Origin of the sequence: Sulfitobacter sp. TMED3 (assembly GCF_002167505.1) — a bacterium.
In the GTDB taxonomy this organism is placed as follows: Bacteria; Pseudomonadota; Alphaproteobacteria; order Rhodobacterales; family Rhodobacteraceae; genus Sulfitobacter; species Sulfitobacter pontiacus.
Genome location: NZ_NHBI01000025.1, coordinates 47,978 through 73,793, shown reverse-complemented (window position 1 = coordinate 73,793; position 25,816 = coordinate 47,978). Strand labels below are relative to the sequence as shown.

The 25,816-nt window shown below is 61.1% G+C and carries 20 protein-coding genes; 10 read left to right on the top strand and 10 right to left on the bottom strand.

The genetic code is table 11. The features are described from left to right. Positions 1-6 precede the first annotated feature (6 nt). A complete protein-coding gene (locus tag CBB63_RS07510; RefSeq protein WP_286698706.1) occupies positions 7-5,745 on the top strand; it encodes a hypothetical protein in 5,739 nt (1,912 codons plus the stop codon). Positions 5,746-5,832: 87 nt separating this feature from the next. On the opposite strand, the gene pnp is transcribed toward CBB63_RS07510, so the two are convergent. The 8 genes from pnp to rbfA form a co-directional block, all read right to left on the bottom strand. Then, the gene (pnp, locus tag CBB63_RS07505) at positions 5,833-7,968 is read right to left on the bottom strand and encodes a polyribonucleotide nucleotidyltransferase (protein WP_286698705.1); all 2,136 of its coding nucleotides are present in this window, start codon (positions 7,966-7,968) and stop codon (positions 5,833-5,835) included. A 215-nt stretch (positions 7,969-8,183) separates the two neighbouring features. Next, positions 8,184-8,657, bottom strand: coding sequence for a GNAT family N-acetyltransferase (locus CBB63_RS07500; RefSeq protein WP_286698704.1), 474 nt, complete (start codon positions 8,655-8,657; stop codon positions 8,184-8,186). Between the two features lie 104 nt (positions 8,658-8,761). Continuing rightward, positions 8,762-9,031 carry a 30S ribosomal protein S15 gene (rpsO, locus tag CBB63_RS07495; protein WP_005850267.1) on the bottom strand — a complete coding sequence of 90 codons (270 nt, stop codon included), beginning with the start codon at positions 9,029-9,031 and terminating at the stop codon, positions 8,762-8,764. Positions 9,032-9,225: 194 nt separating this feature from the next. After that, positions 9,226-10,149: a calcium-binding protein gene (locus CBB63_RS07490; RefSeq protein WP_502695882.1), complete on the bottom strand. Its 924-nt coding sequence runs from the start codon at positions 10,147-10,149 to the stop codon at positions 9,226-9,228. Positions 10,150-10,275: 126 nt separating this feature from the next. Continuing rightward, the gene (locus CBB63_RS07485; RefSeq protein ID WP_286698702.1) at positions 10,276-10,785 is read right to left on the bottom strand and encodes a DUF1643 domain-containing protein; all 510 of its coding nucleotides are present in this window, start codon (positions 10,783-10,785) and stop codon (positions 10,276-10,278) included. Continuing rightward, the gene (gene truB, locus CBB63_RS07480) at positions 10,782-11,699 is read right to left on the bottom strand and encodes a tRNA pseudouridine(55) synthase TruB (RefSeq protein WP_005850261.1); all 918 of its coding nucleotides are present in this window, start codon (positions 11,697-11,699) and stop codon (positions 10,782-10,784) included. The genes CBB63_RS07485 and truB overlap by 4 nt, the downstream gene beginning before the upstream one ends. Positions 11,700-11,817: 118 nt before the next feature. After that, on the bottom strand, positions 11,818-12,564 hold the full coding sequence (locus CBB63_RS07475; protein WP_286698701.1) for a phosphodiester glycosidase family protein: 747 nt from the start codon (positions 12,562-12,564) through the stop codon (positions 11,818-11,820). Next, positions 12,561-12,980, bottom strand: a complete 420-nt coding sequence (rbfA, locus tag CBB63_RS07470) for a 30S ribosome-binding factor RbfA (protein ID WP_037953962.1) — start codon at positions 12,978-12,980, stop codon at positions 12,561-12,563. Before rbfA ends, CBB63_RS07475 begins: the two co-directional genes overlap by 4 nt. Before the next feature lie 79 nt (positions 12,981-13,059). Here rbfA and dapB point away from each other — a divergent pair, with 79 nt between their 5' ends. Together dapB and CBB63_RS07460 are read left to right on the top strand one after the other, a co-directional pair. Beyond that, positions 13,060-13,875: a 4-hydroxy-tetrahydrodipicolinate reductase gene (dapB, locus tag CBB63_RS07465; protein WP_037953959.1), complete on the top strand. Its 816-nt coding sequence runs from the start codon at positions 13,060-13,062 to the stop codon at positions 13,873-13,875. 90 nt (positions 13,876-13,965) lie between these two features. After that, positions 13,966-14,322 (top strand): dihydrodipicolinate reductase, encoded by a 357-nt coding sequence (locus tag CBB63_RS07460; protein ID WP_474177419.1) that lies wholly within the window; start codon positions 13,966-13,968, stop codon positions 14,320-14,322. A gap of 101 nt (positions 14,323-14,423) precedes the next feature. Here the strand turns inward: CBB63_RS07460 and CBB63_RS07455 are convergent, their stop codons facing one another. Next, positions 14,424-14,597 carry a DUF1674 domain-containing protein gene (locus CBB63_RS07455; protein WP_197145971.1) on the bottom strand — a complete coding sequence of 58 codons (174 nt, stop codon included), beginning with the start codon at positions 14,595-14,597 and terminating at the stop codon, positions 14,424-14,426. Positions 14,598-14,789: 192 nt separating this feature from the next. Here CBB63_RS07455 and CBB63_RS07450 point away from each other — a divergent pair, with 192 nt between their 5' ends. The 7 genes from CBB63_RS07450 to CBB63_RS07420 all read left to right on the top strand — a co-directional run bounded on the left by CBB63_RS07450 (position 14,790) and on the right by CBB63_RS07420 (position 23,386). Then, positions 14,790-16,061 (top strand): RsmB/NOP family class I SAM-dependent RNA methyltransferase, encoded by a 1,272-nt coding sequence (locus tag CBB63_RS07450; protein WP_286698699.1) that lies wholly within the window; start codon positions 14,790-14,792, stop codon positions 16,059-16,061. A 123-nt stretch (positions 16,062-16,184) separates the two neighbouring features. Next, positions 16,185-17,933 (top strand): heparinase II/III family protein, encoded by a 1,749-nt coding sequence (locus CBB63_RS07445; RefSeq protein ID WP_286698698.1) that lies wholly within the window; start codon positions 16,185-16,187, stop codon positions 17,931-17,933. Between the two features lie 17 nt (positions 17,934-17,950). Then, on the top strand, positions 17,951-19,537 hold the full coding sequence (gene purH, locus CBB63_RS07440; protein ID WP_037942799.1) for a bifunctional phosphoribosylaminoimidazolecarboxamide formyltransferase/IMP cyclohydrolase: 1,587 nt from the start codon (positions 17,951-17,953) through the stop codon (positions 19,535-19,537). Positions 19,538-19,555: 18 nt separating this feature from the next. Continuing rightward, entirely contained in the window at positions 19,556-20,065 is a 510-nt protein-coding gene (gene lspA, locus CBB63_RS07435) for a signal peptidase II (protein ID WP_009825463.1), read from the top strand. A 62-nt stretch (positions 20,066-20,127) separates the two neighbouring features. Then, positions 20,128-20,631: a DUF3035 domain-containing protein gene (locus CBB63_RS07430; protein WP_286698697.1), complete on the top strand. Its 504-nt coding sequence runs from the start codon at positions 20,128-20,130 to the stop codon at positions 20,629-20,631. A gap of 92 nt (positions 20,632-20,723) precedes the next feature. Then, positions 20,724-22,067: a M16 family metallopeptidase gene (locus CBB63_RS07425; RefSeq protein ID WP_286698696.1), complete on the top strand. Its 1,344-nt coding sequence runs from the start codon at positions 20,724-20,726 to the stop codon at positions 22,065-22,067. After that, the gene (locus tag CBB63_RS07420; RefSeq protein WP_286698695.1) at positions 22,064-23,386 is read left to right on the top strand and encodes a M16 family metallopeptidase; all 1,323 of its coding nucleotides are present in this window, start codon (positions 22,064-22,066) and stop codon (positions 23,384-23,386) included. The genes CBB63_RS07425 and CBB63_RS07420 overlap by 4 nt, the downstream gene beginning before the upstream one ends. Before the next feature lie 80 nt (positions 23,387-23,466). Here the strand turns inward: CBB63_RS07420 and CBB63_RS07415 are convergent, their stop codons facing one another. Continuing rightward, positions 23,467-25,806, bottom strand: coding sequence for an aldehyde dehydrogenase family protein (locus CBB63_RS07415; protein WP_286698694.1), 2,340 nt, complete (start codon positions 25,804-25,806; stop codon positions 23,467-23,469). Positions 25,807-25,816 lie beyond the last annotated feature (10 nt).

Here is a 25,816-nt window from a genome sequence, read left to right as displayed (position 1 = left end):
GATCAAATGGACCGCACCTTTCACAAAACCGCCCTCCGCATGATGTCGTGTTTCTGGATCGTCGCGCTGGTGATCTCCCTCCTGCCGCACGGCGCCGCTGCCAAGCAGGTACCCGCAGGAACCTTCATCCGGAACGTCGCGCAGACCACCTACTTTAACGAAGCGCTGGGCATCATCGAGACCGTATACTCGAACGCCGTAGACGCCAAAGTAGCCGCAGTGCCTGCGCTGGATGTCAACGGATACTCCGAACTGATGCTGACCCGTGGCGCGATGGCGCAATACTACTTCGAGGTCGCCAACATCGGGAATGTCCCGCTGAACGCCGCCATGACCATGCAGCACCAAGAGGGTGCCGCCATGATGAACGACGCCCGCCTTGTCTATGACGCGAATGCCAATGGTCGCATCGACAATGGCGAAGCCACGATCAGCTCGGGCGCGCCGATGTTCATGGATGTGGGCGACAGCGCTCAGCTCATCTACGAATTCCGCACCTCCTTCTATGCCACTCCCGCCACGCTGATGCAGTCGGTGCTGTCGGTATCCGCCACAAGCACAACAGGCTTCGCGGCCCGTCGCATCCTGAGGGGGGCCGCAGCTGGCAAGACCACCATAATGGGCAGTTCGCTTGAGCTGCAAAAGGAACAATCCGTCCGCGAGATGGAAGACGAAACACAGCTGACCTACACGCTGCGCCTGCGCAACGACTCGGACGGTGAAGTGCTGGCCTATGGTGACGTACACGGTGCCCAGATCCGCATCGACGGGGCCGCCGCCACAGGCGTTCTGCTGCGCGACGAGGTGCCACTGAACGCCCGTTTCCACAGCATCACCGACCCAAGCGGCATGGTTGCGCTGTATCACGCGGCAGGCGATGCGCGTCATGATTACCAGACGGCGCGCCCCGCTGGCGAGGTCGACGCCGTGGCTTTCTTTCACGAGGGCGACTACGAAATCGGTTTTGCCCGTGACCCCGCGTTCACCGTGACCGTGCCCATGAACCTGGGCGACGTAGAGGTCGCCAACACCGCCCGCAGCTTCGTGAAAATGGAAGATCGCACAGTTGATGTAGACTCTAACACAACGGTTTACAGCCGCGATGCTGCCGGGACCGGTGCCCTGCACTTTGAACATCCTGAAACCGCAGCAGACCAACCGCACGCCGTGCCAAACAGCGATACCCGCCTGCGTCTGACCGCCGGAGCATGCAACGAAACGATGTCCGCAGATCGTGCGATGATCACGCTGCGCAGCTTCCTGACCGGCGATGTAGAGCGTGTGACGGCCACGGAAACAGACCCTAACAACGGTGTTTTCCTTACCGCCGCCGTTCCTATGGCGCGGATGGATGTGCCCGTATCCGGCGACAATGTGATCGCGACCACCGACGGTGACCGTCTGATCGCCACTGCCGATTGTGCCGGTGCCGCGCTGCAAGACGAACTGCTGATCACCCCCGGTAACTTCCTGTTCAATGCGCTGACCAACGAGCCGATCGGTGATGTGGCCATCGCGCTGATGGACATGAACAGCGGTGCCGAAATGGCGCGCCGTATGACCGATGCCCGCGGCTTCTTCAGCTTCGGTGACATGCCTGCCGGTGAATACCAGTATGCCGTGATGAACGCCCCCGCATGGGAGGTTCCTTCCGTGCGCGCCGACTTCCCCGGCTTTAACCGTCGCGTTGCGGGGGCCGGTTATATGGCAAGCTTCCGCCACGCCGGTGGGATGCTCGATATCTCGGACATCCCTGCGGACCCACACTATGGTGTGCCGCTGGCGCTGGACAAGCAGGCCGACAAGGACATGGTCGGCGCGGGCGAGTTCGTGGTCTACACCCTGAACTTCACCAACAATATGAACCAGGCGCTGATCGGTGCCGAGATCATGGATCGCCCCGCCTTTGGCAGCCAGCTGGTTGCAGGGTCGGTGACCTTCAACGGCGAGACAATGGAAGACCCTGCCGTCGATGCGTCGGGTGACATGACCTATGACCTGGGCATGCTGGCCCCCCTGTCGAGCCACGAGCTGACCTATGTCATGCAGTTCACCGCAGCCGCCCGCGAAGGCCGCAACGAGAACACCGCGGTTCTGACGGGTCGTCAGGCGGGCACCGGTACCGTGATGCAGTCCCAGACTGCCCGCGCGATGGTCAAACTGAACAACAGCGGTGGCGTATTCGCCCGCGAAGCCACTGTCATCGGGTCGGTCTTTATGGACTGTGACAAAGACGGTATCCGTGGCGACCACACTGAACCAGGCATCCCCGGCGTCCGTATCGTGACCCAAGAGGGTCTGTCGGTTGTGACCGATATGGATGGTAAATACTCCCTTTTCGGTCTGCGCCCCGTGACCCATGCGTTCCTTGTGCAGGACGAAACCCTGCCCGTTGGTACCGAAGTGACCGTAACCCGCACCAACGATCTGCTGCGCGGAGGGTCGCGCCTGATCCCGCTGCGCAAAGGGGAACTGCGCGCCGAGCACTTCGCCGTGCTGGACTGCACCCCCGAAGCGATGGCCGAGGTTGACCAACGTCAGAAGTACTTTGCCGAGCAGCCGCAATCCAACGCGCTGACCGCTGCCGACCTGCCGATTGAAGGCCAGCGTGCGCCGGTACGTTCGGTGCGCAGCGAAGCCGGTGTGGCGACCACCACGCAGCTGACCTCGCGTCTGATGCAGCGTCTGGATGAAAACCGCGCGGCGAACTCCGTCTCTGAAAAAGCGTCTGGCAAGGCACAGCGCCAGTCGCTCGAGATGNTGATCAAAACGCTGGANGATGCACCCGGTTTCGTGGACCTGACCGACGGTCAGACACTGGATCGCCGCACCCAAAGCGTGCGCGTCAAGGGCAAGGGCGATCTGTCGCTGGGCCTGCTGGTGAANGGCCGCGAGCTGAGCAGCGACCGCGTGGGCGAGCGTACAAGCTTCGAGAAGAACAACACGCAGGCACTGGATTTTGTCGCGGTGAAACTGGACGCGGGGCNGAACACCCTGACGCTGGTCGGCCGTGACGGTTTCGGCATCGAACGTGTCCGNGAGGAAATCACCGTGGTTGCCCCCGGCAAGCCCGCCAANTTCGAGGTGATCATGCCCGACACCGCGCCCGCATCGCCGACCGATGTGATCCCGGTTGTGGTGCGTGTGCTGGATGCCCGTGGCATGCCTGTACCTGCCTCCGGTACNGTGACCCTTAGCGCCAAGCTGGCCCTGTGGGACGTGGCCGACATCCGCGAAGGCACCCCCGGCGTGCAGGTCTATCTGGACAACGGNGAGGCCACCTTTGGGCTGATCCCGCCACAGGTTGCAGGCACAGACCGTATCACCATCAGCGGTGCCTTTGGCCGCGCCGAAGAGACCATCACATTCACCCCCGATCTGGACCAGCGCATCATGGTTGGCGTGATCGAAGGGGCCGTGGCCTTGGGCGGNGCGAAGGGTGAGCTGCTNGACGCGGATCGTTTCAGCTCTTTCGAAGACACAACCACCGGTCTGCGGGGTGAAGTGTACCTCAAGGGCGTGATCTCGGGTGATGCGCTGCTGACACTGCGCTATAGCTCGGACCGTGANACCGAAGACCGNCTGTTCCGCGACATCCGTGGCGACGAGTTCTACCCTGTGTATGGNGACAACTCCGAACGTGGCTTCGACGCGCAATCCTCGGAAAACCTGTACGTTAAGGTCGAAAAGGGTCGTTCGTACATCCTTTACGGNGACATCGCGATCGAACCCGAAGCCAGCGCGNTGAAGCTTGACGGCATGCGTCGNGTGGTNACCGGTGCCAANGCCCATTGGGAAAACGACAAGGTCGGCGTGACCCTGTTCGGNGCCCGTACNGCCCAAGAGCAGCGCGTGCAGGAATTCCTCGGGCGTGGTGTGTCCGGCCCCTATGACCTGGATCTGGACGGCTATGTACAAGGCTCCGAGCGGGTTGAACTGCTGGTGCGCGANGAAGAGGGCGGGGATGTCATCTCGACCACGCCGCTGCGCCGCGGCAGCGACTACTTGCTGGACTTCTTTGGCAACTCGATCACTTTTGACGATGCGGTGCGTCAGTTCGACGGTCAGGGCAACCCTGTGTCGGTGCGCGTCACCTACGAAGTCGATGTGGAAGGGGCCGACCGCTACTGGCTCTATGGCGGTGAGGTGAACCTCGCGCTGACCGACCGCACCACCGTTGGCGCACGTATCGTGCATGCCGATGCCGACCGTGGCAANACNGCCCGCGAGCGTCTGCACTCTGCCTATATCCGTCACGAGGGGACGCAGGGTGGCGTGTGGGAAGCCGAGGCTGCGCGCTCCGAAGATGCAAATGGCGTATCGGATACCGCCTACCGTCTGTCCTATGACATCCGCAAGGAAACCGGACACTTCAACTTCGAAATGGTTCACACCGGCGAGAANTTTGNCTCGCGCGGCGGTCTGGCACTGCCCGGCACCACCCGCGCACGTCTGAACTACGGNTTTGAGATCGACGGGACCAGCGACTTTGTTCTTGGTGTGGACTATGTACGTGACCGCACCTCTGACATCGAGCGTCTGACCGTGGATGCTGTCTATGCCAAAGAGTTCAGCACNAACTTCAAAGGCTACATCGGGCTGGAGTATCGTCTGGATCACACCGCAACCTCGAAGAAGGCCCATCCCGGTCTGATCCTTGGCGGCCACTGGACCCCTGCGAACCGCCCCGGCACCGTCATCACCGCAGAGCTGCGTCACCCCTTTGGCGGCTCGGACCGTCCGACAGAGCTGACCCTGGGCATGTACCGAGAGCCCGTGCCCGGCTGGCGTGCCTATAGCGAGGTCGAAATGACCTTTGGCGACGACAGCATGGCCACACACTCCAAGCTGGGTTTCTCTTACGACCTGAATGACTGGCTGCGCGGGAGCACCGATTTCGTCAAAGGTCTGGGATCTTCGGACACCATGTTTACCCANGCGATGATGGGCAAATGGGCCATGAACGGGAACACCAGCTTCAGCTTCGGGATTGAACATTCCCGCAGCATGGAAAGCGACGATCACCGTCTGACCAGCGTTGCCCTTGGCGCGAAGTGGGGGTCCAGCGCGGAAAGCTGGGTGGGCGATGCCGATGCGGACACCACCTTTGAAGACAACGGCAACACCCATTACGCCAGCTTTGGCATCGCGGGTAAGGTCACACCTGACTTCACCGTGCTGGGCCGTACCCGTGTTGCACTGGACAAGCGCGACGGTCGTGACCACCGCCGGATCCGGTCGCGTGCGGGTATCGCCTACCGTCCGGTTCACGATCCACGCCTCGAAGTGCTGGCATGGTACGAGCACCGCATCGAACAGCGCGAGACCAAGTCGGTGACCCATATGTGGTCTGTAGACGCGGCCTATGAAGTAGACGCCGACTTGCGCTTGAACGCGAAATACGCGGGCCAGTCGCAAAAGCTGACCACCCTTGGCGGGTTCTCTGCCCGCGCCACCACCCAACTGGTGCAGGCTGGCTTTAACTACGAGTTCGGCGACAACCGGTTCCAGATCGGCTTGAACGCCGCGCANCTGTGGGACGANCAAGGCAATGCNACCAACGGTATCGGCGCAGAGATCGGGTTTGCCCCCACCAAAGGTGCGCTGGTTGCATTGGGCTATAACCGCGCGATGAACAAATCGGCCCTGCGTAGCGATCTGTATCAGGAAGGTTTCTACCTGCGCTTCAAGCTGCTGCTGGATAACTCGCTCTGGGACCGTCTGGACAGCTTTATGGAAAGCTAAAGCCAAACGGGACNAACCCGTCACGGCACAAAAAAAGCCCCGGCACATAGGCCGGGGCTTTCGTCATTTCANAAGGGGTGGNGAAGCTTACGCTTCGCCGCCTTCNTCTTTCTTGATNTCTTCGCCGGTTTCCTGATCGACAACTTTCATCGACAGGCGCACCTTGCCGCGATCGTCAAAGCCAAGCAGCTTCACTTTCACTTCCTGACCTTCCTTCAGAACATCCGAAGGGTGGTTCAGGCGGCGGTTTTCGATCTGGGATACGTGNACCAGACCGTCGCGCTTGCCAAAGAAGTTCACGAAGGCACCGAAATCAACGATCTTGACGACGGTACCGGTGTAAACCGCACCTTCTTCAGGCTCGGCCACGATGGACCAGATCATGTCATAGGCTTTCTTGATCGAGTCGCCGTTTGGCGATGCGATCTTGATGATGCCTTCGTCGTTGATGTCGACTTTCGCGCCGGACACTTCAACGATCTCGCGGATCACTTTACCGCCGGACCCGATNACTTCACGGATCTTGTCGGTTGGGATCTGCATCGTTTCGATNCGTGGGGCGTGGACAGAGAATTCACCCGCGCCGGAGATGGCTTTGTTCATCTCGCCCAGNATGTGCACACGGCCCGCTTTGGCTTGTGCCANAGCTTTCTCCATGATCTCGGGCGTGATGCCGGCGATCTTGATGTCCATNTGCAGCGACGTGATACCTGCTTCGGTACCGGCTACTTTAAAGTCCATGTCGCCNAGGTGGTCTTCGTCACCCANGATGTCGGACAGGATCGCNTAGGAGCCGTCTTCTTCCAGGATCAGACCCATGGCAACACCCGCGACGGGCGCTTTCAATGGAACGCCTGCGTCCATCATGGACAAGGAGCCACCGCAAACCGACGCCATCGAGCTGGAGCCGTTCGATTCAGTGATCTCGGACACAACGCGGATGGTGTAGGGGAAGTCGGTGGAGGCAGGCAGAACCGCCTGCAANGCACGCCAAGCCAACTTGCCGTGACCGATTTCGCGACGGCCGGGGCCACCGACACGGCCAACTTCACCAACCGAATAGGGCGGGAAGTTATAGTGCAGCATGAAGTTGGATTTGAAGTTGCCGTGCAGCGCATCGATGAACTGTTCGTCATCGCCGGTGCCCAAAGTGGTCACAACCAGACCCTGTGTTTCGCCACGTGTGAACAGCGACGACCCGTGTGTACGGGGCAGGATGCCGGTTTCGGCCACGATGTCGCGGATTTCGTCGGTCTTNCGGCCGTCGATACGCTTACCGGTTTTAACCACGTCNCCACGCAGGATGGACGCTTCGAGGCCTTTCAGAGCGGACCCGAGGTTCGCGTCTTCCAGTTGCTCTTCGGTCAGCGCGGCTTTGATTGTTTCGCGGGCAGCGGCAACAGCGGCGGTGCGCTCTTGCTTGTCGGCGATTGCAAAGGCGGCGCGCATNGCGTCTTCGCCAGCGGCTTTGACAGCAGCGGACAGGTCCGAATAGTCAACCGGCTGGAAGTCAAACGGCTCTTTCGCGGCGTCTTCGGCCAGATCGATGATCAGGTCGATAACAGGCTGGATCTGCTCGTGCGCGAATTTCACCGCACCCAGCATTTCTTCTTCCGACAGCTCATAGGCTTCGGATTCAACCATCATCACGGCTTCTTTGGTGCCGGCAACAACCAGATCAAGACGTTGATCAGGGTTCAGGCGCAGGTCCTGCATGTCGTCGACGGTCGGGTTCAGAACGTAATCGCCATCCTCGAAACCAACGCGGCAGGCACCGATCGGGCCNCGGAACGGCGCGCCGGAAATGGTCAGCGCTGCGGAGGCAGCGATCATGGCGACCATNTCGGGNTCNTTNACCAGATCGTGGCTGAGAACNGTACACATCACCAGAACTTCGTTTTTGAAGCCGGGAACGAACAGCGGNCGGATCGGACGGTCGATCAGACGGGCTGTCAGGGTTTCCTTCTCGGTGGGGCGGGCCTCACGCTTGAAGAAGCCACCCGGTACTTTACCGGCGGCATAGTATTTCTCTTGGTAGTGGACGGTCAGCGGAAAGAAGTCCTGACCGGGTTTTTGCTGGCGTGCAAAGGTGACGTTCGCCATGACGCTGGTTTCGCCCAGTGTCGCAATCACCGAACCGTCTGCCTGACGGGCCACTTTGCCAGTTTCCAGTGTCAGCGTCTCTTCGCCCCACTGCATGGATTTTTTCGTTACATTAAACATCTACGTTTCCTGTTTCGGCCCGGATCGGGCCATTTGCGTAGAGGGCATATTCCCCCTGACTCCGGTATCTTCTTTGTCGGGCGCTGGAGTCCGGGCGCCGGCTTTCAGATTGTGCGGCCATACAGCAGTTTGCCTGCGATGGGAAGGGAAGCGTTGNCCCCTACACGCGGCCCTGNANGCCACAGATTGCAAGCCGNNGCAGAGCNGCAAGGGGGTCAGCCTGACAAGGTCTTGAACATCTTNTAGTTTTGCAAGGTGACNCCGCCTTTGNTGANNATATTGGGNNCCTCGACGGTCCAGCCCATNCGCGTGAAAAACGGCTTTGCCTTTTCGCTGGCAAAGGTCCGAAGACGTCGCACGCCGAATNTGCGGGCACGGTCTTCGATGGCAAAATANACAGTGCGCCCNACGCCNGTGCCCATATGATCGGGGTGCACAAAGGCCAGATCGATCAGCCCCTCGCGGTCAAGGGTCATGAANCCCGCCATACGGTTGTCTATCTCGGCCACGATACCCGCGACACTATCAAACCGCCCTCGCCATGTGGCGGGTGCGGGGACTTTTCCGGCCCAAGCGATGCGTTGTTCGGCCGAATACACATCCGCGGTGCCCTGATGCACCGCAGCAAAGAAAAGCAGCGCGGCTGCATCGGTATCTTGCGGGGTGAGNTCACGCAGGTTGATTGGCATAGGCTNTCCTTNTGGCGAACATCACTNAAGCACAGGGGGAAACGAAAAAAACCGCCCCCTGTTGCCAGGGCGCGGTTTTCATCGTTGTGGCGGTGCAGCGCTGATTAGCGGCGCAGGCCCAAACGTTTGATCAGGTCCTGATAACGCGCGTCATCTTTACCTTTGACATAGTCCAGAAGCTTCCGGCGTGTCGCAACCATTTTCAAAAGGCCACGGCGACCGTGGTTGTCTTTCTTGTGGGTTTTGAAGTGCTCGGTCAGCGTTGCGATGCGCGAGGACAGAATGGCAACCTGTACTTCGGGCGAACCGGTGTCGCCTTCTTTGGTGCCGAATTCTTTCATGACGCGTGCTTTTTCTTCTTGCGTAATCGACATCGGGGTCTCCTTTTCGAAAGGTTAAAGTGATGGCACAGGCCGGGATGTCGTCCAGCACAGGCCCATGGAGTATCACCCGCTGACAGGAATCATCGGGCGATGGGGGCGTATAGGAAAGTTTCGCCCCCTTGGCAAAGGATTAATGCGTCGCGGGGCGCGTTGGCTTCTTTGTCCGGTGAGAGGGCATCGGCGGTTCAGCCGCGCGTTAGCCCCGCAGCGAGGGCCGAGCTGAGGGGGATAAGCGATAGGTCGCCCGGCATCAGCAACTGGTCCGACTGCACCATCGCCACAATCGCACCGTCCATTGATATCAGATGGGAGTGCAGATCCTCCGGATCCGGCGCAACTGCCACTTTGGGCGCTGTCGCGGCTGCATCGCTGTCGTCCCAGACCAGCAGCAGGCTGTCATCTTCTATGTCGAAACTGCGGATATCGACGATGCCATCGGGGCTGACCCAATCACCAAGGATCACATCATCACGCCCTGCGCCCGGGGTCACCGTATCGTTTGATCCCGCAAGGATCACATCATCGCCGCCGCCGCCATTCAGGTAATCCCCTTCGTCAATATCGGTGACGCGCGCATCCTGCCGGTCCGGATCGACAGTGCCGTCAANCGTATCGTTCCCCCATCCACCAAAGAGCGCGTCTTGCCCGCGCCCCCCAATCAGCAGGTCATCGCCCAAACCGCCCATCACGGCGTCATCCCCGCTATCCCCAAATAGCGTATCACCCCCGGCNGAGCCGTTTAGCGTATCGTGGCCCGCGCCGCCNTGCAGGATGTCATCGTCATTATGGCCGGTAAGCCCATCCGCATCCTCGGCCCCCACCAATAGATCATCGCCATCATTGCCATGCAGGTCATCGTTCCCCGCGCCGCCCCTCAAGGTATCATCGCCGCTGTCCCCAAAAACGGTGTCATCGCCATTCCGCGCCTCCACAAGGTCATCACCGCCATAGCCCGCGATCTGATCGCTGCCGCCGGAGCCGATGATCAGGTCGTCACGGGGTGTGCCGGATATCACATCGCCGGCCGGTGCATCATCGTCGGTGGCAGACTCCTCTTCCTCGACCCCGATGTCGATAAAGGCGGCGGCCCCGACGGTGATCAACCCCATTAATCCGGCAAGAAACAGCATGTGCAAACCCGACCCTATTGCCCGCATCACGCGGGGATACAGATGAAACAGCCCCAAAACCCAAGGCCGCATCAGCACCATAGAATCAAGAAAGTTAAGCTTGCCCTAAAGACCCCAGAAAATCGGTTCCTGAGTATATCGGATATATAAAGGATGCTTGGGGTGCCCGTCTTTGGACAGGCCCAAATGGTACACGGGCGTTTGGCTGCGCGATAGCAGTTCTTGCACCTGCGCACCCCGTCCAAGATGTGCGCCATGGGTGCCCCAAGCCGCGATCACCTGATCGGCCCACAAGATACCTTCGTTCAAAATCATATCGTTATCAGGGCCGACGGGGTCTTTGGCCTGACGCATCAGCTTGGGGCTGGTTTCGCGCCAGGCAAAGATATTGGTGACCTGAAACCCCCCGAAGCCCAAGGCGCGGGCACGGCGCTCGCACCGCTCGACAGTTGGGTCGTTTTCAATTTCCGTCGCTTTTGACGGATTTAGCATGACGAACAGCACCCGCTCCGCCTCGGGGTGCCAGACGCGGGTCAGACTATAGCGGTAGTTTTCGCAGTCCGAATAGACAGCTGTCGACGGCGCGTCGCCCTTGGTATGGCTGCGCGTGATCACGCAGAACCGGGCTGGTTGAACACACGCGACGGATGCAATTCGCCCGCCTTGAAACGCCCAACAGCAACGGCGCGGCCCTCAAACGACGCCCAGACCTCGTCGCCATATTCAACGTCATGGGCGATCACCATGCCGGGATTGCCGTTGCGCAGACGGGTGGCCCCTTCCGGCGTGGCTTTCACCTCTGGCAGGTCCTGCAACCCTTGCTCTAACGGCAGCAAATGCGCGTCCAAAGCGTCTGTGCGCGCCATCTCTTCGATCTGCGCCAGCGTCAGCCCTTCAGAGGCCTCGAACGGGCCCGACCAGATGCGGCGCAATTCGCGCACGTGGCCCAGACATCCCAAGGCTTGTCCCAGATCGCGCGCAATCGACCGGACATAGCCGCCCTTGCCGCACACCATCTCCAACGTCACGTGGTCGGCATCGGGGCGGTCCACCAGCAGCAGCTGTTCGACAAAAAGCGGGCGGGCTGCCAGTTCCATCGTTTCACCGTCGCGCGCCAGTTTATAGGCGCGCTGGCCGTCGATTTTCACGGCGGAAAACTGCGGCGGCACCTGCTGAATGTCACCGATAAACTTGCCCAAAGCATCCTTGATCGCGTCGTCATCGGGTCGCAGCTCCGAGGTTGCGATGACCTCGCCCTCGGCATCATCGGTATTTGTCGCGATCCCAAGGCGGACCGTGAACTCATAGGCTTTCATCGCGTCCGTGATAAAGGGAACCGTCTTGGTCGCCTCGCCAAGCGCGATCGCCAGAACGCCGGTGGCCTCGGGGTCAAGGGTGCCCGCATGGCCCGCCTTATTCGCGTTCAGCGCCCAACGGACCTTGTTCACCACGGTCGTAGAGGTCGGGCCAGCGGGCTTGTCCACCACCAACCACCCCGAAATATCCCGTCCCTTGCGCCTGCGTCCCATATCAAATGCCCTTAATTGATTTGCCCGCCTCCTATCAAAGGTCCGGCAAGATTGCCCAGAGACTCTGGCTTCCAAATGGTGAAAAATCCTCGCCGAAGGCAAGAAAACTCTTGTTGCGCTACGGCGCGTCGGGCTTCACGACGCCAATGATAGGGCCAAGCGCGCTAAAGCCCAGGTCATTGCGGCCCAGATCGGGTGCGCGCATCCTCGAGATATTGCCATCAAAATAAAGCGCATTTGGCAGCTTTAGGTGATCCCGGAACAGCAGTGCGAAATCATAGAAATTCACCGTCTCGTTCGAGATGGCAAAAACCGCGCGTTTGCCATCGGCGCTGGTGCCGACGCCGTTGCGGATATAGCGCGAGGCGCCATCCTTCAGAAAGCGCGGATGCATCTTGCCATCGATCACCAACATCGGTCCCGATTGTGTGGCGCTGCGGCAGTCGGGGGCGTCGCGCAGAAAAGCTTTGGTTTCGATCACATCGGCACGCCCGTCGCGCAGGCAGAGCACGCCATTGGGCAGCAGGCCAAAGTTACCGGGGCCGTCGCTGCTGATCACCTGCTGATATTCTTTGCCATTCTCAAGGTAATAGCCCACCGGCGCACGGGTATCGTGATACATGCCCGCGTTCATCGCAAAGCCCAGCTGTGCGCCGCGCTTTTTCAACGCCGTATTCAATGTGTTGAAATACCCATGCGGTTTGCCGTCCGCATCATAGAGGAACAGCTCAAGCCGGTCCTGCGTCAGGTCGACGTGGCACAGGGTATAGCCGGTGCCGTTATAGGTCAGGGTTTCGCAGGTTTCGGCTTGGACGGGCGCGGCGGCCCAGCCCATGAAGCCAAGCGCGGCCCAGAACCGTTTCACGCGTCTTCCGATCCGCGGTCGGGGGCGTCAGCATCGCGGCGCACCACGTCCTGCGCCAGCATCCGGCGCGTTTCGTCCATACGGTCGAACGTTTCGTCCAATTGGAACCGCAGGTCCGGTGCGTATTTCAGGACCAGCTTCTTCGCCATCAACCGGCGGAGCTCGCCCTTGTTGCGCGCAAGCAGCTTAAGCACGTCTTCCTGGCCGTCTCCGCCCAAAGGCAGCACATAGGCCGTCGCGATCTTCAGGTCGGGGGAGGCGCGTACTTCGCCCACGGTGATCGACATCCGGTTCAGCTCAGGGTCGTGGACATCGCCACGCGCCAGAACATCCGATAGGGCGCGACGAATGGTTTCGCCTACGCGAAGCTGCCGTTGCGACGGGCCTGAGCCCTCATGAAACTTGTTCTTTGCCATGCGCTTCATCTAAGGGTTCGCTGAGGTTTTGCCAAGCAGATCACCACGCGCTAAACCGGAACCGAATAAGGAGCATAACATGAGCGATACACCCGGCATAGTGATTACAGGGGCTTCGGGCCGCATGGGCCAGATGTTGATTGGGCAGGTTTCTGCCAGCGACAGGGTGCATCTGGCGGGTGCGGTAGAACGTGCCGGACATGCGTGGGTCGGTCAGGATATCGGCGTTGCTATGGGCGGCACTGCTGTTGGCGTGATCGTGACCGATAACGCGGCAGAGGCGATGCAGGGCGCGCAGGCGGTCATCGATTTCACCGCTCCGGAAGCGACGCTCGCCTTCGCCAAGATCGCGGCCGATGCGGGTGTGGTCCATGTTATCGGCACCACCGGTATGACCGACGCGCAGATTGGCGAGCTGGACGGACCTGCAAAGCAGACGGTGATCGTGCGGGCGGGCAACATGAGCCTGGGCGTTAACCTTTTGACCCAGTTGACCAAACGTGTCGCGGCCGCGCTTGATGAAGACTTTGATATCGAGGTGATAGAGGCGCATCACAACCAGAAGGTCGACGCGCCGTCGGGCACCGCGCTGATGCTGGGCGAAGCCGCCGCGGAAGGGCGCGGGGTTGCGCTGGCGGATGTCTCTGACCGCGGGCGTGACGGGATCACCGGCGCGCGCAAGCGGGGTGACATCGGGTTCACAGCGATCCGCGGGGGCGACATTGTGGGCGAACATGACGTTATGTTCGCCGCCGCGGGCGAGCGAATCATCTTGCGCCACATCGCGTCGGATCGCGCGGTTTTCGCGCGCGGTGCCATCAAAGCTGCCGTTTGGGGGCAGGGCAAACCTGCCGGAGCCTATGATATGCTGGATGTTCTGGGCCTGAACGACTGACGCCACCCGCCGCCCTGTCGCTTAACCGTGGTGAAACTATCTTAACCTCTGGCCCGTATGTTCATGGGAACAATCTGGTTGGAGGGTGTGATGAAAAAACTGACGTTACTGACCTGCGCGGCGTTCTTTGCGCTGACCGGGGCCGCTTGGGCGGAATTCCAGAAACTGGACCGCCAGCGCGATTTCGTTTCGGTGGTGGAGGGTAAAACACTGACCCGCCCGCTGGTCGAATTGCGCGTTACTGAAAGCGGCGGCATATCGGGTACAGGTGCCGTGTGGGATGTGTCGGGCCAATGGGTCTGGAAGGGCGGGTATTTCTGCCGCAGCCTGATCTGGGGCGATGACGACCTTGGCTACAATTGTCAGGAAGTCGCTGTAAACGGTGGAAAAATCCGCTTTACCTCGGATAAGGGGGCAGGGCAGTCAGCGGTCTTTTCGTTGAAATAGCTTCGCCTATGTGCAAGCGCCACAGGGCGCTTGGCCGTAATCTTGATCTGCGCGACGCAGGGTCAGCGCATGGGGGATTCAGCGAATAGGGGGCACGTGTCTTAAAAATCGACAGCGATGCCCTTTTTCTCCCAATCGCCGTAGCGGACNGGCTCNGGNCCGTCGCGGCCACCAAGCTCCGTCGGCAGGTCCAGCGCCTGCGCGGCCTTGCGGCGTTCGGCGGCCTCCGCCAGCGCGCGCTGCGCGGCGGCGGGAAGCTCTTGTACCATCGGCATCGGATCGGGCGTGGGTTCTGGCGGAATATCCGGCCCGGGCTCCGGCATGGGTGTCGGATCATGGGGTGGGCTTGGCATGGGGCGTTTGCCGGCTTCGGTCATACTCTCATCCTCTTGAGGCCACTGTCCCCTTGATATACGCCGGAACCAAGCCCAGACAACCCGGGCACCCCAAAGAAGAAAGCGTATCGCATGTCAGACACCGGCGTTCAGGCCCGCAGAAGTGCGGTGTACCTATTGGATATGATCCTGGGGGAAGAACGTCTGATGTCAGAGCTCTTGTCGGCGGGGGCGTTGGACAAGCTGCCCCCCGATGACCGCGCACGGGCGCAGCGTCTGGCGATGGATACCCTGCGCGGGATGGAACGCGCCGACCGTCTGTTGCAGAAACACCTGTCGAAATACCCGCCGCTGACCGTGCGCAACGCGCTGCGCGTCGGCACGGTCGAACTGTGNCAGGGCGGCGCGGCCCACGGNGTNGTGAATGCGATGGTCGAACTGGTCGCNACGCATAANAAACTCGGGCACCTCAAGGGGCTGACCAATGCCGTTTTGCGCAAAATCGCCGCCGANGGGCCAGAGGCATGGGCGGCCTTGCGCGCGCCGCGCTTGCCAAAATGGCTNCGGGGTCCGCTGACCGAAGCCTGGGGGCCCGACGCGATGACGGGAATCGAGGCCGCGCATTTCGCAGGTGCGCCGCTGGATCTGACCGCGAAACGAGATCCTGAAGGTTTGGCCGCGGCCGTGGGCGGCACCGTCTTGCCCACCGGATCGGTGCGCGTCGCCGATGCGGGGCAGGTCACCACCATGCCCGGTTTTGCCGAAGGCGATTGGTGGGTGCAGGACGCCGCCGCGGCGCTGCCCGTTAAAATCCTTGCGCCACAAAAAGGCGAGGCCGTGCTCGACCTTTGTGCCGCGCCCGGGGGCAAAACCATGCAGCTTGCCGCCGCAGGTGCGCAGGTGACGGCGGTTGATAACTCAAAGCAGCGGATGCAGCGGGTTCGGGAAAACCTTGCACGGGTGCATCTGCCGGCCAAAGTCGTTGTCGTCGATGCGCGCCGGTTCGAGGGGACGTTTGACGCGATTCTGCTGGATGCGCCTTGCTCTGCCACGGGCACGATCCGTCGCCACCCCGATCTGCCCCACGCCAAGGATGGGTCCGAATTCGGTGATCTGATCGAGCTGCAGTCGGAAATGATCGACCATGCGTGGTCCCTTCTCAACCCCGGGGGGCGCTTGATTTTCTGCACCTGCTCCCTGCTGCCCGATGAAGGCGAAGTGCAGGTCGACGAGGCGTTGGAACGTCATGCGGATATGCGGGTCGACCGCGACGCTTTGGCTGTGCCCGGTGTTGATCCCGCGTGGACAACCCAGGAGGGCGGCCTGCGTTTGCGCCCCGATTACTGGCCTGAACTGGGGGGCATGGACGGGTTTTACATCGCCTGCCTGCGCAAGGACGCCTAAAGGCCCAAACTGACGCGAGCGGATTTGCGTCGTCCGCAAAAACCCGTGTCAAAATGCGGTGACTCAGGTGGCAACAGCGGCTAACATCCGCAAAACGCCAGCAGAGCGTACAAGGGCAGCCGCATGACAAGTACCAGCTTCAATGCGCGAAAAACGCGTTTTCTAAACCGGTGGCACGCCCGTGCCGCGACCAAAACGCGTACCCAAGCGAGGGGATTCGTTTCCTCTCCCGAACCGCGCACCATCGGGTCTTTTGCGCGGGGGCGGCAGCTGATCGCGGGCAACCTCCTGTTTTCCGGCAGTCTGATCGAAGCGCCGGACGCGTCAAGTCTGTGGGAAGTCGCCACGCCGGATCAGGATTTCGCGCGTGATCTGCACGGTTTTGCCTGGATGGATGATCTTGCTGCGGTTGGCGACGTGCGCGCCCGCGGCACGGCGCAGCGTTGGCTTTGGGGCTGGATCGACCACTACGGCAAGGGCCGAGGCATCGGCTGGACCCCTGATCTGACCGGCCGGCGGCTGATCCGCTGGATCAACCACGCGCTGTTTGTACTGCGTGGCACCTCGCAAGACGAAAGCGATGTCTTCTATCGCTCGCTGGTCGAACAAACAGATTTCCTGTCGCGCCGCTGGCATGCCGCAGCCCCGGGATTGCCGCGGTTCGAGGCGCTGACCGGGTTAATCTACGCCGGTCTTTCGCTTGAGGGGCAAGAGGCGCGCGCCGATCCGGCGATCAAGGCACTGGCCCGCGAATGCGAGGCGCAGATCGACGCGCAGGGCGGCCTGCCCACCCGCAACCCCGAAGAGCTGTTGCATGCATTTACCCTTCTGACATGGGCCGCCGCCGCGCTAAGCGATGCGGGACGCGGCACGCCAGCTGCGCATATGGAGGCGATCGAACGCATCGCGCCCACCCTGCGCACCCTGCGGCATTCCGACGGCGGGCTGGCGCGGTTTCATGGCGGCGGGCGCGGGGCCGAAGGCTGGCTGGATCACGCGCTGGCCACGGCGAAGATCAAGACGCGCCAGTCGGACGGGCTGTCGATGGGGTATGCGCGCCTGTCCGCAGGGCGCACCAGTGTGATCGTCGACGCCAGCCCGCCCCCCGGCGGGGCCGCATCGTTCAATGCCCATGCCTCTACGCTCGCGTTCGAGCTGACCAGCGGGCGGCGCCCTTTGGTCGTGAACTGCGGGCCGGGCGACTCATTTGGCGCTGATTGGCGGCGGGCGGGGCGTGCGACACCGTCGCATTCCGGCCTGTCGCTTGGCGGCTATTCCAGCGCGCGTCTGGCGGAGCCCGACCGGCACACGGGCGCCGAGGCTTTGATCGAGTGCCCGACCTACGTGCCCGTCGAAATCGGCTCCGTCGGGGATGGCACCCAGTTTCAGGGCGCGCATAATGGCTATGTCGCGGGCTTTGGCCTGACCCATGCCCGCAGCCTGGAACTGACCCACGACGGTCGCGGCCTCGCGGGGGAGGACATGCTGCTCGCGATAGAGCCCGCTGAAAAGCGTGTCTTTGATCGGGAAATGGATGCGGTGAAGCTTGCCGGTATCCCGTTCGAGATTCGTTTCCACCTGCACCCGGATGTGGATGCCACCGTCGATCTGGGCGGGGCGGCAATTTCCATGGCCCAGAAAAGCGGCGAAATCTGGGTGTTCCGTCATGATGGGACGCATAAACTGTCTTTGGAACCAAGCGTTTACCTTGAGCGCAACCGGCTGAAACCCCGCGCGTCGGTGCAAATTCTGCTCAGCGGGCGGGTCGTCGACTATGCCAGCAGGGTCAGGTGGTCCTTGTCCAAAGCGCAGGAAACTGCGATTGGCGTGCGAGATTTATCGCTCGACGATCCATATGATGACCAAGACTGACCAAAGGAACCTCCCCGATGCCTGATCTTCACCCCGTCTCCCGCGCGCTTCTTTCCGTATCTGACAAGACCGGTCTGGTCGAGCTGGGGCAGGCGCTCGCGGCGCATGGGGTCGAATTGCTGAGCACCGGCGGTACCGCCAAGGCGCTGCGCGACGCAGGTCTGACGGTGAAAGATGTGTCCGAGGTCACCGGCTTCCCCGAGATGATGGACGGGCGGGTCAAGACGCTGCACCCCGTCGTGCACGGTGGGTTGCTGGCGCTGCGTGACAACGACGAACACGTCGCGGCGATGGACAAGCATGACATTGGCGCGATCGATCTGGTTGTGGTGAACCTGTATCCCTTTGAAGAAACCGTTGCCAAAGGGGCGGAATATGCCGAGGTGATCGAGAATATCGATATCGGTGGCCCTGCGATGATCCGCTCTGCCGCGAAGAACCACGGTTTTGTGAATGTGATCGTCGATGTGGAAGACTACACGACAGTGATCAACGAACTGTCCGAGAATAACGGGCAGACCACCTATGCGCTGCGCCAGCGTTTGGCGCAGACGGCCTATGCCCGCACGGCGGCCTATGACACGGCTGTCAGCACATGGATGGCCGCGCAGGTCGGGGACACCCCGCGTCGTCGTACCGTGGGCGGCACGCTGGCGCAGACCTTGCGCTACGGCGAGAACCCCCACCAGCAAGCGGCCTTCTACACCGATGGCTCGGCACGTCCCGGTGTTGCTACGGCGACCCAACATCAGGGTAAAGAACTGTCGTATAACAATATCAACGACACCGATGCAGCCTTCGAACTGGTCAGCGAATTCGATCCGGCCAAAGGGCCTGCCTGTGCGATCATCAAACACGCCAACCCCTGCGGCGTGGCGCAAGGCACGTCGATGGTGGATGCCTATACCCGCGCGTTCGACTGCGACCGCACCAGCGCCTTTGGCGGGATTATCGCGCTGAACCAGACGCTTGACGCCGAAACAGCCGAGGCGATCAGCGCGATCTTTACCGAGGTCGTGATCGCGCCGAACGCCACACCCGAAGCGATGGAGATTTTTGGCAAGAAGAAGAACCTGCGCTTGCTGACCACTAACGGCCTGGCCGATCCGGCACAGGCGGCGTTGTCGTTCCGTCAGGTGTCGGGGGGCTATCTGGTGCAGGACAAAGACGTTGGCCGCATCACCATGGATGACCTGAAGGTCGTGACAAAGCGCCAGCCGTCCGATCAAGAGCTGTCGGACCTGATGTTCGCCTGGACCGTCGCGAAACACGTAAAATCCAACGCGATCATCTACGTCAAGGATGGCGCGACCGTGGGCGTCGGTGCCGGCCAGATGAGCCGCGTCGACAGCACGCGTATCGCCGCACGCAAAGCGCAGGATATGGCCGAAGCCATGGGCTTGTCCGCACCGCTGACGCAGGGCTCTGTCGTCGCTTCGGATGCGTTCTTCCCCTTTGCTGACGGGTTGATCACTGCCGCAGAAGCAGGGGCGACGGCGCTTATCCAGCCCGGCGGGTCGATGCGGGATGACGAAGTGATCGCAGCAGCGGATGAGGCCGGGCTTGCCATGGTCTTTACCGGCATGCGCCACTTCCGCCACTAACCACGGAAAGCGGTCGTTATGCGTACTATTTTTTGGGCCGGTTTTGCGGCGTTTCTTGCGGATCAGCTCAGCAAGTATCTTGTCGTGCACATGATGGAGCTTAGCCGTATCCGGTCCATCGACGTATTGCCGCCGCTGATCAACTTTCGCTACGGCGAGAACCGCGGGATCAACTTTGGCCTTTTCGGTGATGGGTCTGACGCAAGTCGTTGGATCCTCATCGGGCTGGCCTGCGCAATCTGTGTGGGCGTGCTGATCTGGGCAAGCCGCCAAACCATGAGCCTTTGGGCCAATATCAGCGCAGGTCTGCTGATCGGGGGGGCGTTGGCCAATGTGGTTGATCGCCTGATCTACGGCTATGTGCTTGATTTCTTGAACATGTCTTGCTGCGGGATCAATAATCCTTTCGTGTTTAACATCGCCGATGTCTTCATTTTTGCGGGCGCTTTGGGGCTGATTTACTTTACCGGCGACACCAAAAAACCGGCGAAAGCCACACCGAAAAAGGCCCAGAAAAAAGGCCAGTGACAATTACCGCGTGACTGCGATATTGGTACAAAGACCTTAACAAGTCCTTAAGGAGATCCGTCATGCGCTTTGTCGCCGCTCTTGTCTTGCTACCGCTTGCCCTTGGGGCCTGCGGCAACACTGGCCTGCGGGACATTCGCAGTACTGCGAAAGGGCCTGACGAATTCATGGTCCAGCCCTCCAAACCCTTGCAGCAGCCTGATAGCTATAACGCGCTGCCCGTACCAACGCCGGGGCAGGCGAACCTGACGGACCGCAACGCGGTTGCCGAAGGGGTTCTGGCCTTTGGCGGCACACCGCAAAGCAATACGGCAGGCATCCCCGCCTCGGATGCCGCGCTGGTGCAACAGGCCAGCCGCATGGGCGTGTCGGCGAACATCCGTCAGGAACTTGCCGAAACCGATGCTGCGTTCCGCAAGCGCAAGGCGCGGTTCACGCAGATCAAGATCGTGCCGACAGATCGCTACGACCAAGCCTACAAACGCCAGATCCTGGATGCCCCCCGCGAGGCCGCGCGCTGGCGCCGGGCCGGTGCACGCACGCCCTCCGCCCCTCCGGCAGAGTGACGCTGGCCGAATTACAATTCTGTTAGGTCCCTTGATCACCCCGTGGGGTGGCGTAAGTAAGAGGTCTCAGGACCCTGCTCAAAGGACCGACCATGATCAGATTACCGGCCCTCGGGGCCCTATTGGCGCTTGCGCTGCCCACCACAGCCGCGCTTGCGCGTGACAACGAAGACGTCACGCATTTCACCTTGGACAACGGGATGGAGGTCGTGGTCGTCGAAGACCACCGCGCCCCCGCTGTGCAGCAGATGGTGTGGTACCGCGCTGGCTCGGCGGACGAACCCAAAGGGTCGTCGGGCGTGGCGCATTTTCTGGAACACCTGCTTTTTAAAGCCACCGACAAGATGNAGTCGGGCGAGTTTTCAGCCACNGTTGCCAAGAATGGCGGGCGCGATAACGCCTTCACCAGTTATGATTATACCGCCTATTTCCAACGGGTTGCTGCAGACCGGCTTGAGCTGATGATGCAGATGGAATCCGACCGGATGAAAAACATCCGCCTGACACCGGAAAACATCGCGACCGAACGGGATGTGATCATCGAAGAACGCAACCAGCGCACCGAAAATGACCCGAGCGCGCTGTTCCGTGAACAGCTTAATGCCGCGCAATACCTCAACCACCGCTACGGCACGCCGATCATCGGATGGATGCACGAGATGCGCGCGCTGGACCTGCAGGATGCGCTGGATTTCTACAAGCTGTATTACTCCCCCAACAACGCGATCCTTGTCGTGTCTGGGGATGTAGAGCCTGAAAACGTTCGCACCNTGGCAGANCANTATTACGGCAAGATCCCCGCCAATCCGGATCTGCCCGACCGATCGAGGACGCAAGAGCCGCCACAGACCGCCGANCGTCGCCTGATCTTTCGCGATGACCGCGTTGCACAGGAATACGTCAGCCGATCCTATCTGGCGCAGGAACGNGATCCCGGCGACCAGAAAACCGCAGCGGCCCTGACCATGNTGGCCGAACTGCTGGGCGGTGGCACTACATCGTATTTCGCCGAAAAACTGCAGTTTGACNCNCCNGTCGCGACCTATTCAGCGGCGTTCTATAGCGGTCAATCGCTGGACGATACGACTTTTAACCTTGTCGTCGTGCCGCAACCGGGCGTGTCCTTGCAGGACGCCGAAGATGCCATGGACGCCGCCATCGCGGGTTTCATGAAAGACGGGGTGGATGCCGAGCAACTTGAACGGATCAAGCAACAGGTCCGTGCCGAACAAATCTATGCCCGCGATAACGCCGACAGCGTCGCCAACCGCTATGGCAGCGCCCTTGCCATCGGGTTGACNGTGCAGGACGTGCAGGANTGGCCGGATGTGCTTGAGGCCGTNACAGCCGAAGACATCATGCAGGCCGCCNAAGATGTGTTTAACCGCGAAGCCTCTGTCACAGGGTGGCTGATGCGCGAAGAGGTGACGGAATGAGACTGTTTTANGCAATCGTCCTGACGGTTCTGGCCGCGCTGCCCGCCCGGGCNGANGTGGACATCCAAGAGGTNACNTCCCCCGGTGGCATCACCGCGTGGCTGGTAGAGGAACNTTCGATCCCCTTCGTCGCACTTGATGTGCGCTTTCGCGGCGGTGCATCGCTGGATGCCCCCGAAAAACGCGGCGCAATCAACCTGATGACGGGCCTGCTGGAAGAGGGGGCCGGTGACATGGACGCACGCGATTTCGCCCGTGCCGCCGAAGGGCTGGCCAGCAGCTTCCGGTTCAGCGTGGATGACGACGCGCTNTCCGTATCCTCGCGGTTTCTCACCGAAAATCAGGACGCGTCGATCGCGCTGTTGAANCAGGCGTTGCAGACGCCCCGGTTTGACCCGGATGCGATTGAACGGGTGCGCGGGCAGGTGCTTTCGGGNATNCGCTCCAGCGCGAAAGACCCGAACGATATCGCGCGNAAAAAGATGGACGAGCTGCTGTATGGCGATCACCCNTACGGCTCGCCGCTCAGCGGGACCGAAGAAACGGTGACCGCTCTGACACGCGATGACCTTGTCGCGGCACATAAGGATGTGCTGGCGCGCGACCGTATCTTCATCGGTGCGGTGGGGGACATCACGCCAGAAGAGCTGGGCCTGATGCTTGACGAACTGTTGGGCGANCTGCCNGAAACCGGTGCACCGCTGCCCCCACAGGCCGAGGTCTCTATCCCGTCGGGCACCACGGTCGTCGATTTCCCGACGCCCCAATCTGTCGCGATTTTTGCGCAAAAGGGCATTTCCCAGAAGGATGATGATTTCTTTGCCGCGACCGTGTTGAACCAAGTGCTTGGCGGNGGNTCGTTTGAAAGCCGTCTGATGACCGAAGTGCGCGAGAANCGCGGGCTGACCTATGGCGTCTATTCCTATCTGGTGCCGATGGATCTGGCTGAAACATGGCAAGGATCGGTCAGTTCGGCGAACGACCGGATCGGGCAGGCGATGGATGTGATCAAGGACGAATGGGCCAAAGCCGCGGCCGAGGGCGTGACCCAGCAAGAGTTGGACGATGCCAAGACCTATATCACAGGCTCCTACCCGCTGCGTTTTGACGGCAACCAGACCATCGCGAGCATCCTTGTGGGGATGCAGATGATCGACCTGCCCATCGACTATATNGCCACGCGCAACGACAAGGTCGAGGCGGTGACGCTGGACGATGTGAAACGTGTTGCCGNCGACCTGCTGGACCCTGACGGGCTGGCCTTTGTTGTTGTCGGCCAACCCGAAGGGATCGAGGCCACGGCGCAGGAAAGCGACTGACCGCTGCCTTCAACACAAGACCGGACACAAAAAAAACGGGCGCTTCTCAGCGCCCGTTTTCGTTTGAGGACATCGGCAGGTTATTCGCCGTAAGGGANCCAGATATTCTTGACCTCGGTCGCGGCGTGCAAGAACGCTTTGCCTTCACCCTCTGCNCCATCCCAGTCGCGGGCCATGCCGTTGTTGACCCATGTGCGCTTCAGGTTTTGCGCGCTGGCCCGCTCCACGGTTTCGCTTTGCGCCTTGTCGCCAAAGCTCCAGACCGCATCCACNTCCATATGCCGCGCCAGTGTTTCGGCAATGTCCTTCTGCGGGCCGGTCAGGATATTCACCACACCCGCCGGCACGTCAGAGGTTTCAAGCACCTGCACGAAATCCGTCGCAGCAAGNGGGAAGGGGCCGCTGGCGGACAAAATGATCCGGTTACCCATCGCAATCGCCGGTGCCATGCAAGAGATCAGCCCCAGCAACGGTGCCTCCGCCGGGCAAAGNGCNCCNATNACGCCCACAGGTTCCTTCATGGCAAGCGCCACGCCGCGGATCGGTACGCCATGCACCTGTCCATCATACTTGTCGGCCCAGGCTGCGTAGGTGAACAGACGTTTGACCGCGAGATCGACCTCGGATTTACCGGTTTTAGCGCCCTGCATCGCATCCAGACGCCGTGCGAATTCATCCCCGCGTGCCGCCAGATTTTCAGCGATATAATAGAGGATCTGCGCGCGCAGATGACCGGTGGTCTTGCTCCACCCCTTTGCGGCATGAGCCGCTTCCACGGCATTGCGCACATCCTTGCGCGACGCGAGCGAGACATGGCCCAGCAGATCGCCGGACTTGCCCCAGACCGGTGCGGAATAGCCGCTGTCGGGGCGGCTTTGCTTGCCGCCGATATAAAGCTTGGCCGTCCGGTCGATCGGGTCCGCTGGCGTGCCGCTGCCGGAAAAGGCCGTGATCTCTTTCAACGGTTTTTGCGTGGTTTTCGGACGGGTATAGGCCGCCAGCCCTTCCCAGCCGCCTTCGCGGCCAAAGCCGCTTTCGCGCACACCGCCAAAGCCCGCCGCCGCATCCATCATATTGGTGCCATTCACCCAGACGATGCCCGATACCAGCTTGGGCGCGATATCCAGCGCGAGGTTGATGTTCTCGGACCAGACCGTCGCCGCCAGCCCGTAGCGGNTGTTATTGGCCAGCTCGACCGCCTCGGCAGGGGNGCGGAANGTGGTGGATACCAGCACGGGGCCAAAGATCTCGTCCTGCATCAANGGATCGGCAGGGTTCATGCCGGTGATCAATGTGGGCGGATAATAGCATCCGGTCGCGGGGATATCGCCCGCGGTAAACACCTCGCCACTGGTGTTGGCGGCGACCATTTCGGTCACGCGCTGCACCTGAACGGGGTCCACCAGCGCGCCCACATCCACGGATTTGTCCAGCGGGTCACCGACCCGCAGCTTCNCCATCCGCGCCCGCAGCTTGGCATAGAACCGATCCGCCACAGGCTCATGCACCAGCAGGCGAGAGCCTGCACAGCAGACCTGTCCCTGATTGAACCAGATCGCGTCGACCAACCCCTCGACGGCTGAATCCAGATCNGCATCGTCGAAAACGATATAGGGCGACTTGCCCCCCAGCTCGAGCGTCAGCGCCTTGCCGCTTCCGGCGGTCGCCTCGCGGATGCGCCGCCCGACAGGGGTCGATCCGGTAAAGGCGATCTTGTCNACCTCAGCCTGCACGATCATCTCGCCCACGGCACCGTCACCGGTAACAATATTCACGACACCCTTGGGCAGGCCNGCCTGCACACAGATATCNGCAAACAGCAGNGCGGTCAGCGACGTATACTCCGCCGGTTTCAATACCACCGTATTCCCCATCGCCAAAGCAGGGGCCACCTTCCACGCCAGCATCAGCAGCGGGAAGTTCCACGGGATGATCTGCCCGCATACGCCAAGCGCTTCTGCGTCGGGTAGCTCGGANTCCATCAANTGGGCCATGCCCGCNTGGTAATAGAAATGCCGCTGCGCCAAGGGCACATCCACATCGCGCGCCTCGCGNATGGGTTTGCCGTTGTCCAGCGTTTCCAGCACGGCGAACAACCGGCTGTGTTTCTGCAGCAACCGCGCCAGGGCATAAAGGAAACGCNCCCGCCCGTGACCGCCCAGCTTGGCCCATTTGGGCTGTGCCTTGCGCGCCGCGGCAACCGCGGTGTCGACCTCTGCCTGGCTGGCCTGCGTCAACGTTGCCAGCACATTGCCANTGGCNGGGNTGCGGCTTTCGAAATCATCCCGCGCCTCGGTGAACGCGCCGTCGATGAAATGCCCGAAACGGCTGCCNTGATCGACCAGCCACGCCAGTGCGTCAGCGGCATTTTCCGGTGCCGTCCCATAGTCCATGGTTTCATAGATTTCGGACACGCTCATGGGTTCACCC

Excerpts from the sequence above, each read along its gene's own strand:
- CBB63_RS07445 (WP_286698698.1), top strand. The coding sequence starts at position 16,185 with ATGACAAGTACCAGCTTCAATGCGCGAAAAACGCGTTTTCTAAACCGG.
- CBB63_RS07460 (WP_474177419.1), top strand. The coding sequence starts at position 13,966 with ATGAAAAAACTGACGTTACTGACCTGCGCGGCGTTCTTTGCGCTGACC.
- CBB63_RS07430 (WP_286698697.1), top strand. The coding sequence starts at position 20,128 with ATGCGCTTTGTCGCCGCTCTTGTCTTGCTACCGCTTGCCCTTGGGGCC.
- rpsO (WP_005850267.1), bottom strand. The coding sequence starts at position 9,031 with ATGTCGATTACGCAAGAAGAAAAAGCACGCGTCATGAAAGAATTCGGC.
- rbfA (WP_037953962.1), bottom strand. The coding sequence starts at position 12,980 with ATGGCAAAGAACAAGTTTCATGAGGGCTCAGGCCCGTCGCAACGGCAG.
- dapB (WP_037953959.1), top strand. The coding sequence starts at position 13,060 with ATGAGCGATACACCCGGCATAGTGATTACAGGGGCTTCGGGCCGCATG.
- lspA (WP_009825463.1), top strand. The coding sequence starts at position 19,556 with ATGCGTACTATTTTTTGGGCCGGTTTTGCGGCGTTTCTTGCGGATCAG.
- truB (WP_005850261.1), bottom strand. The coding sequence starts at position 11,699 with ATGGGACGCAGGCGCAAGGGACGGGATATTTCGGGGTGGTTGGTGGTG.
- purH (WP_037942799.1), top strand. The coding sequence starts at position 17,951 with ATGCCTGATCTTCACCCCGTCTCCCGCGCGCTTCTTTCCGTATCTGAC.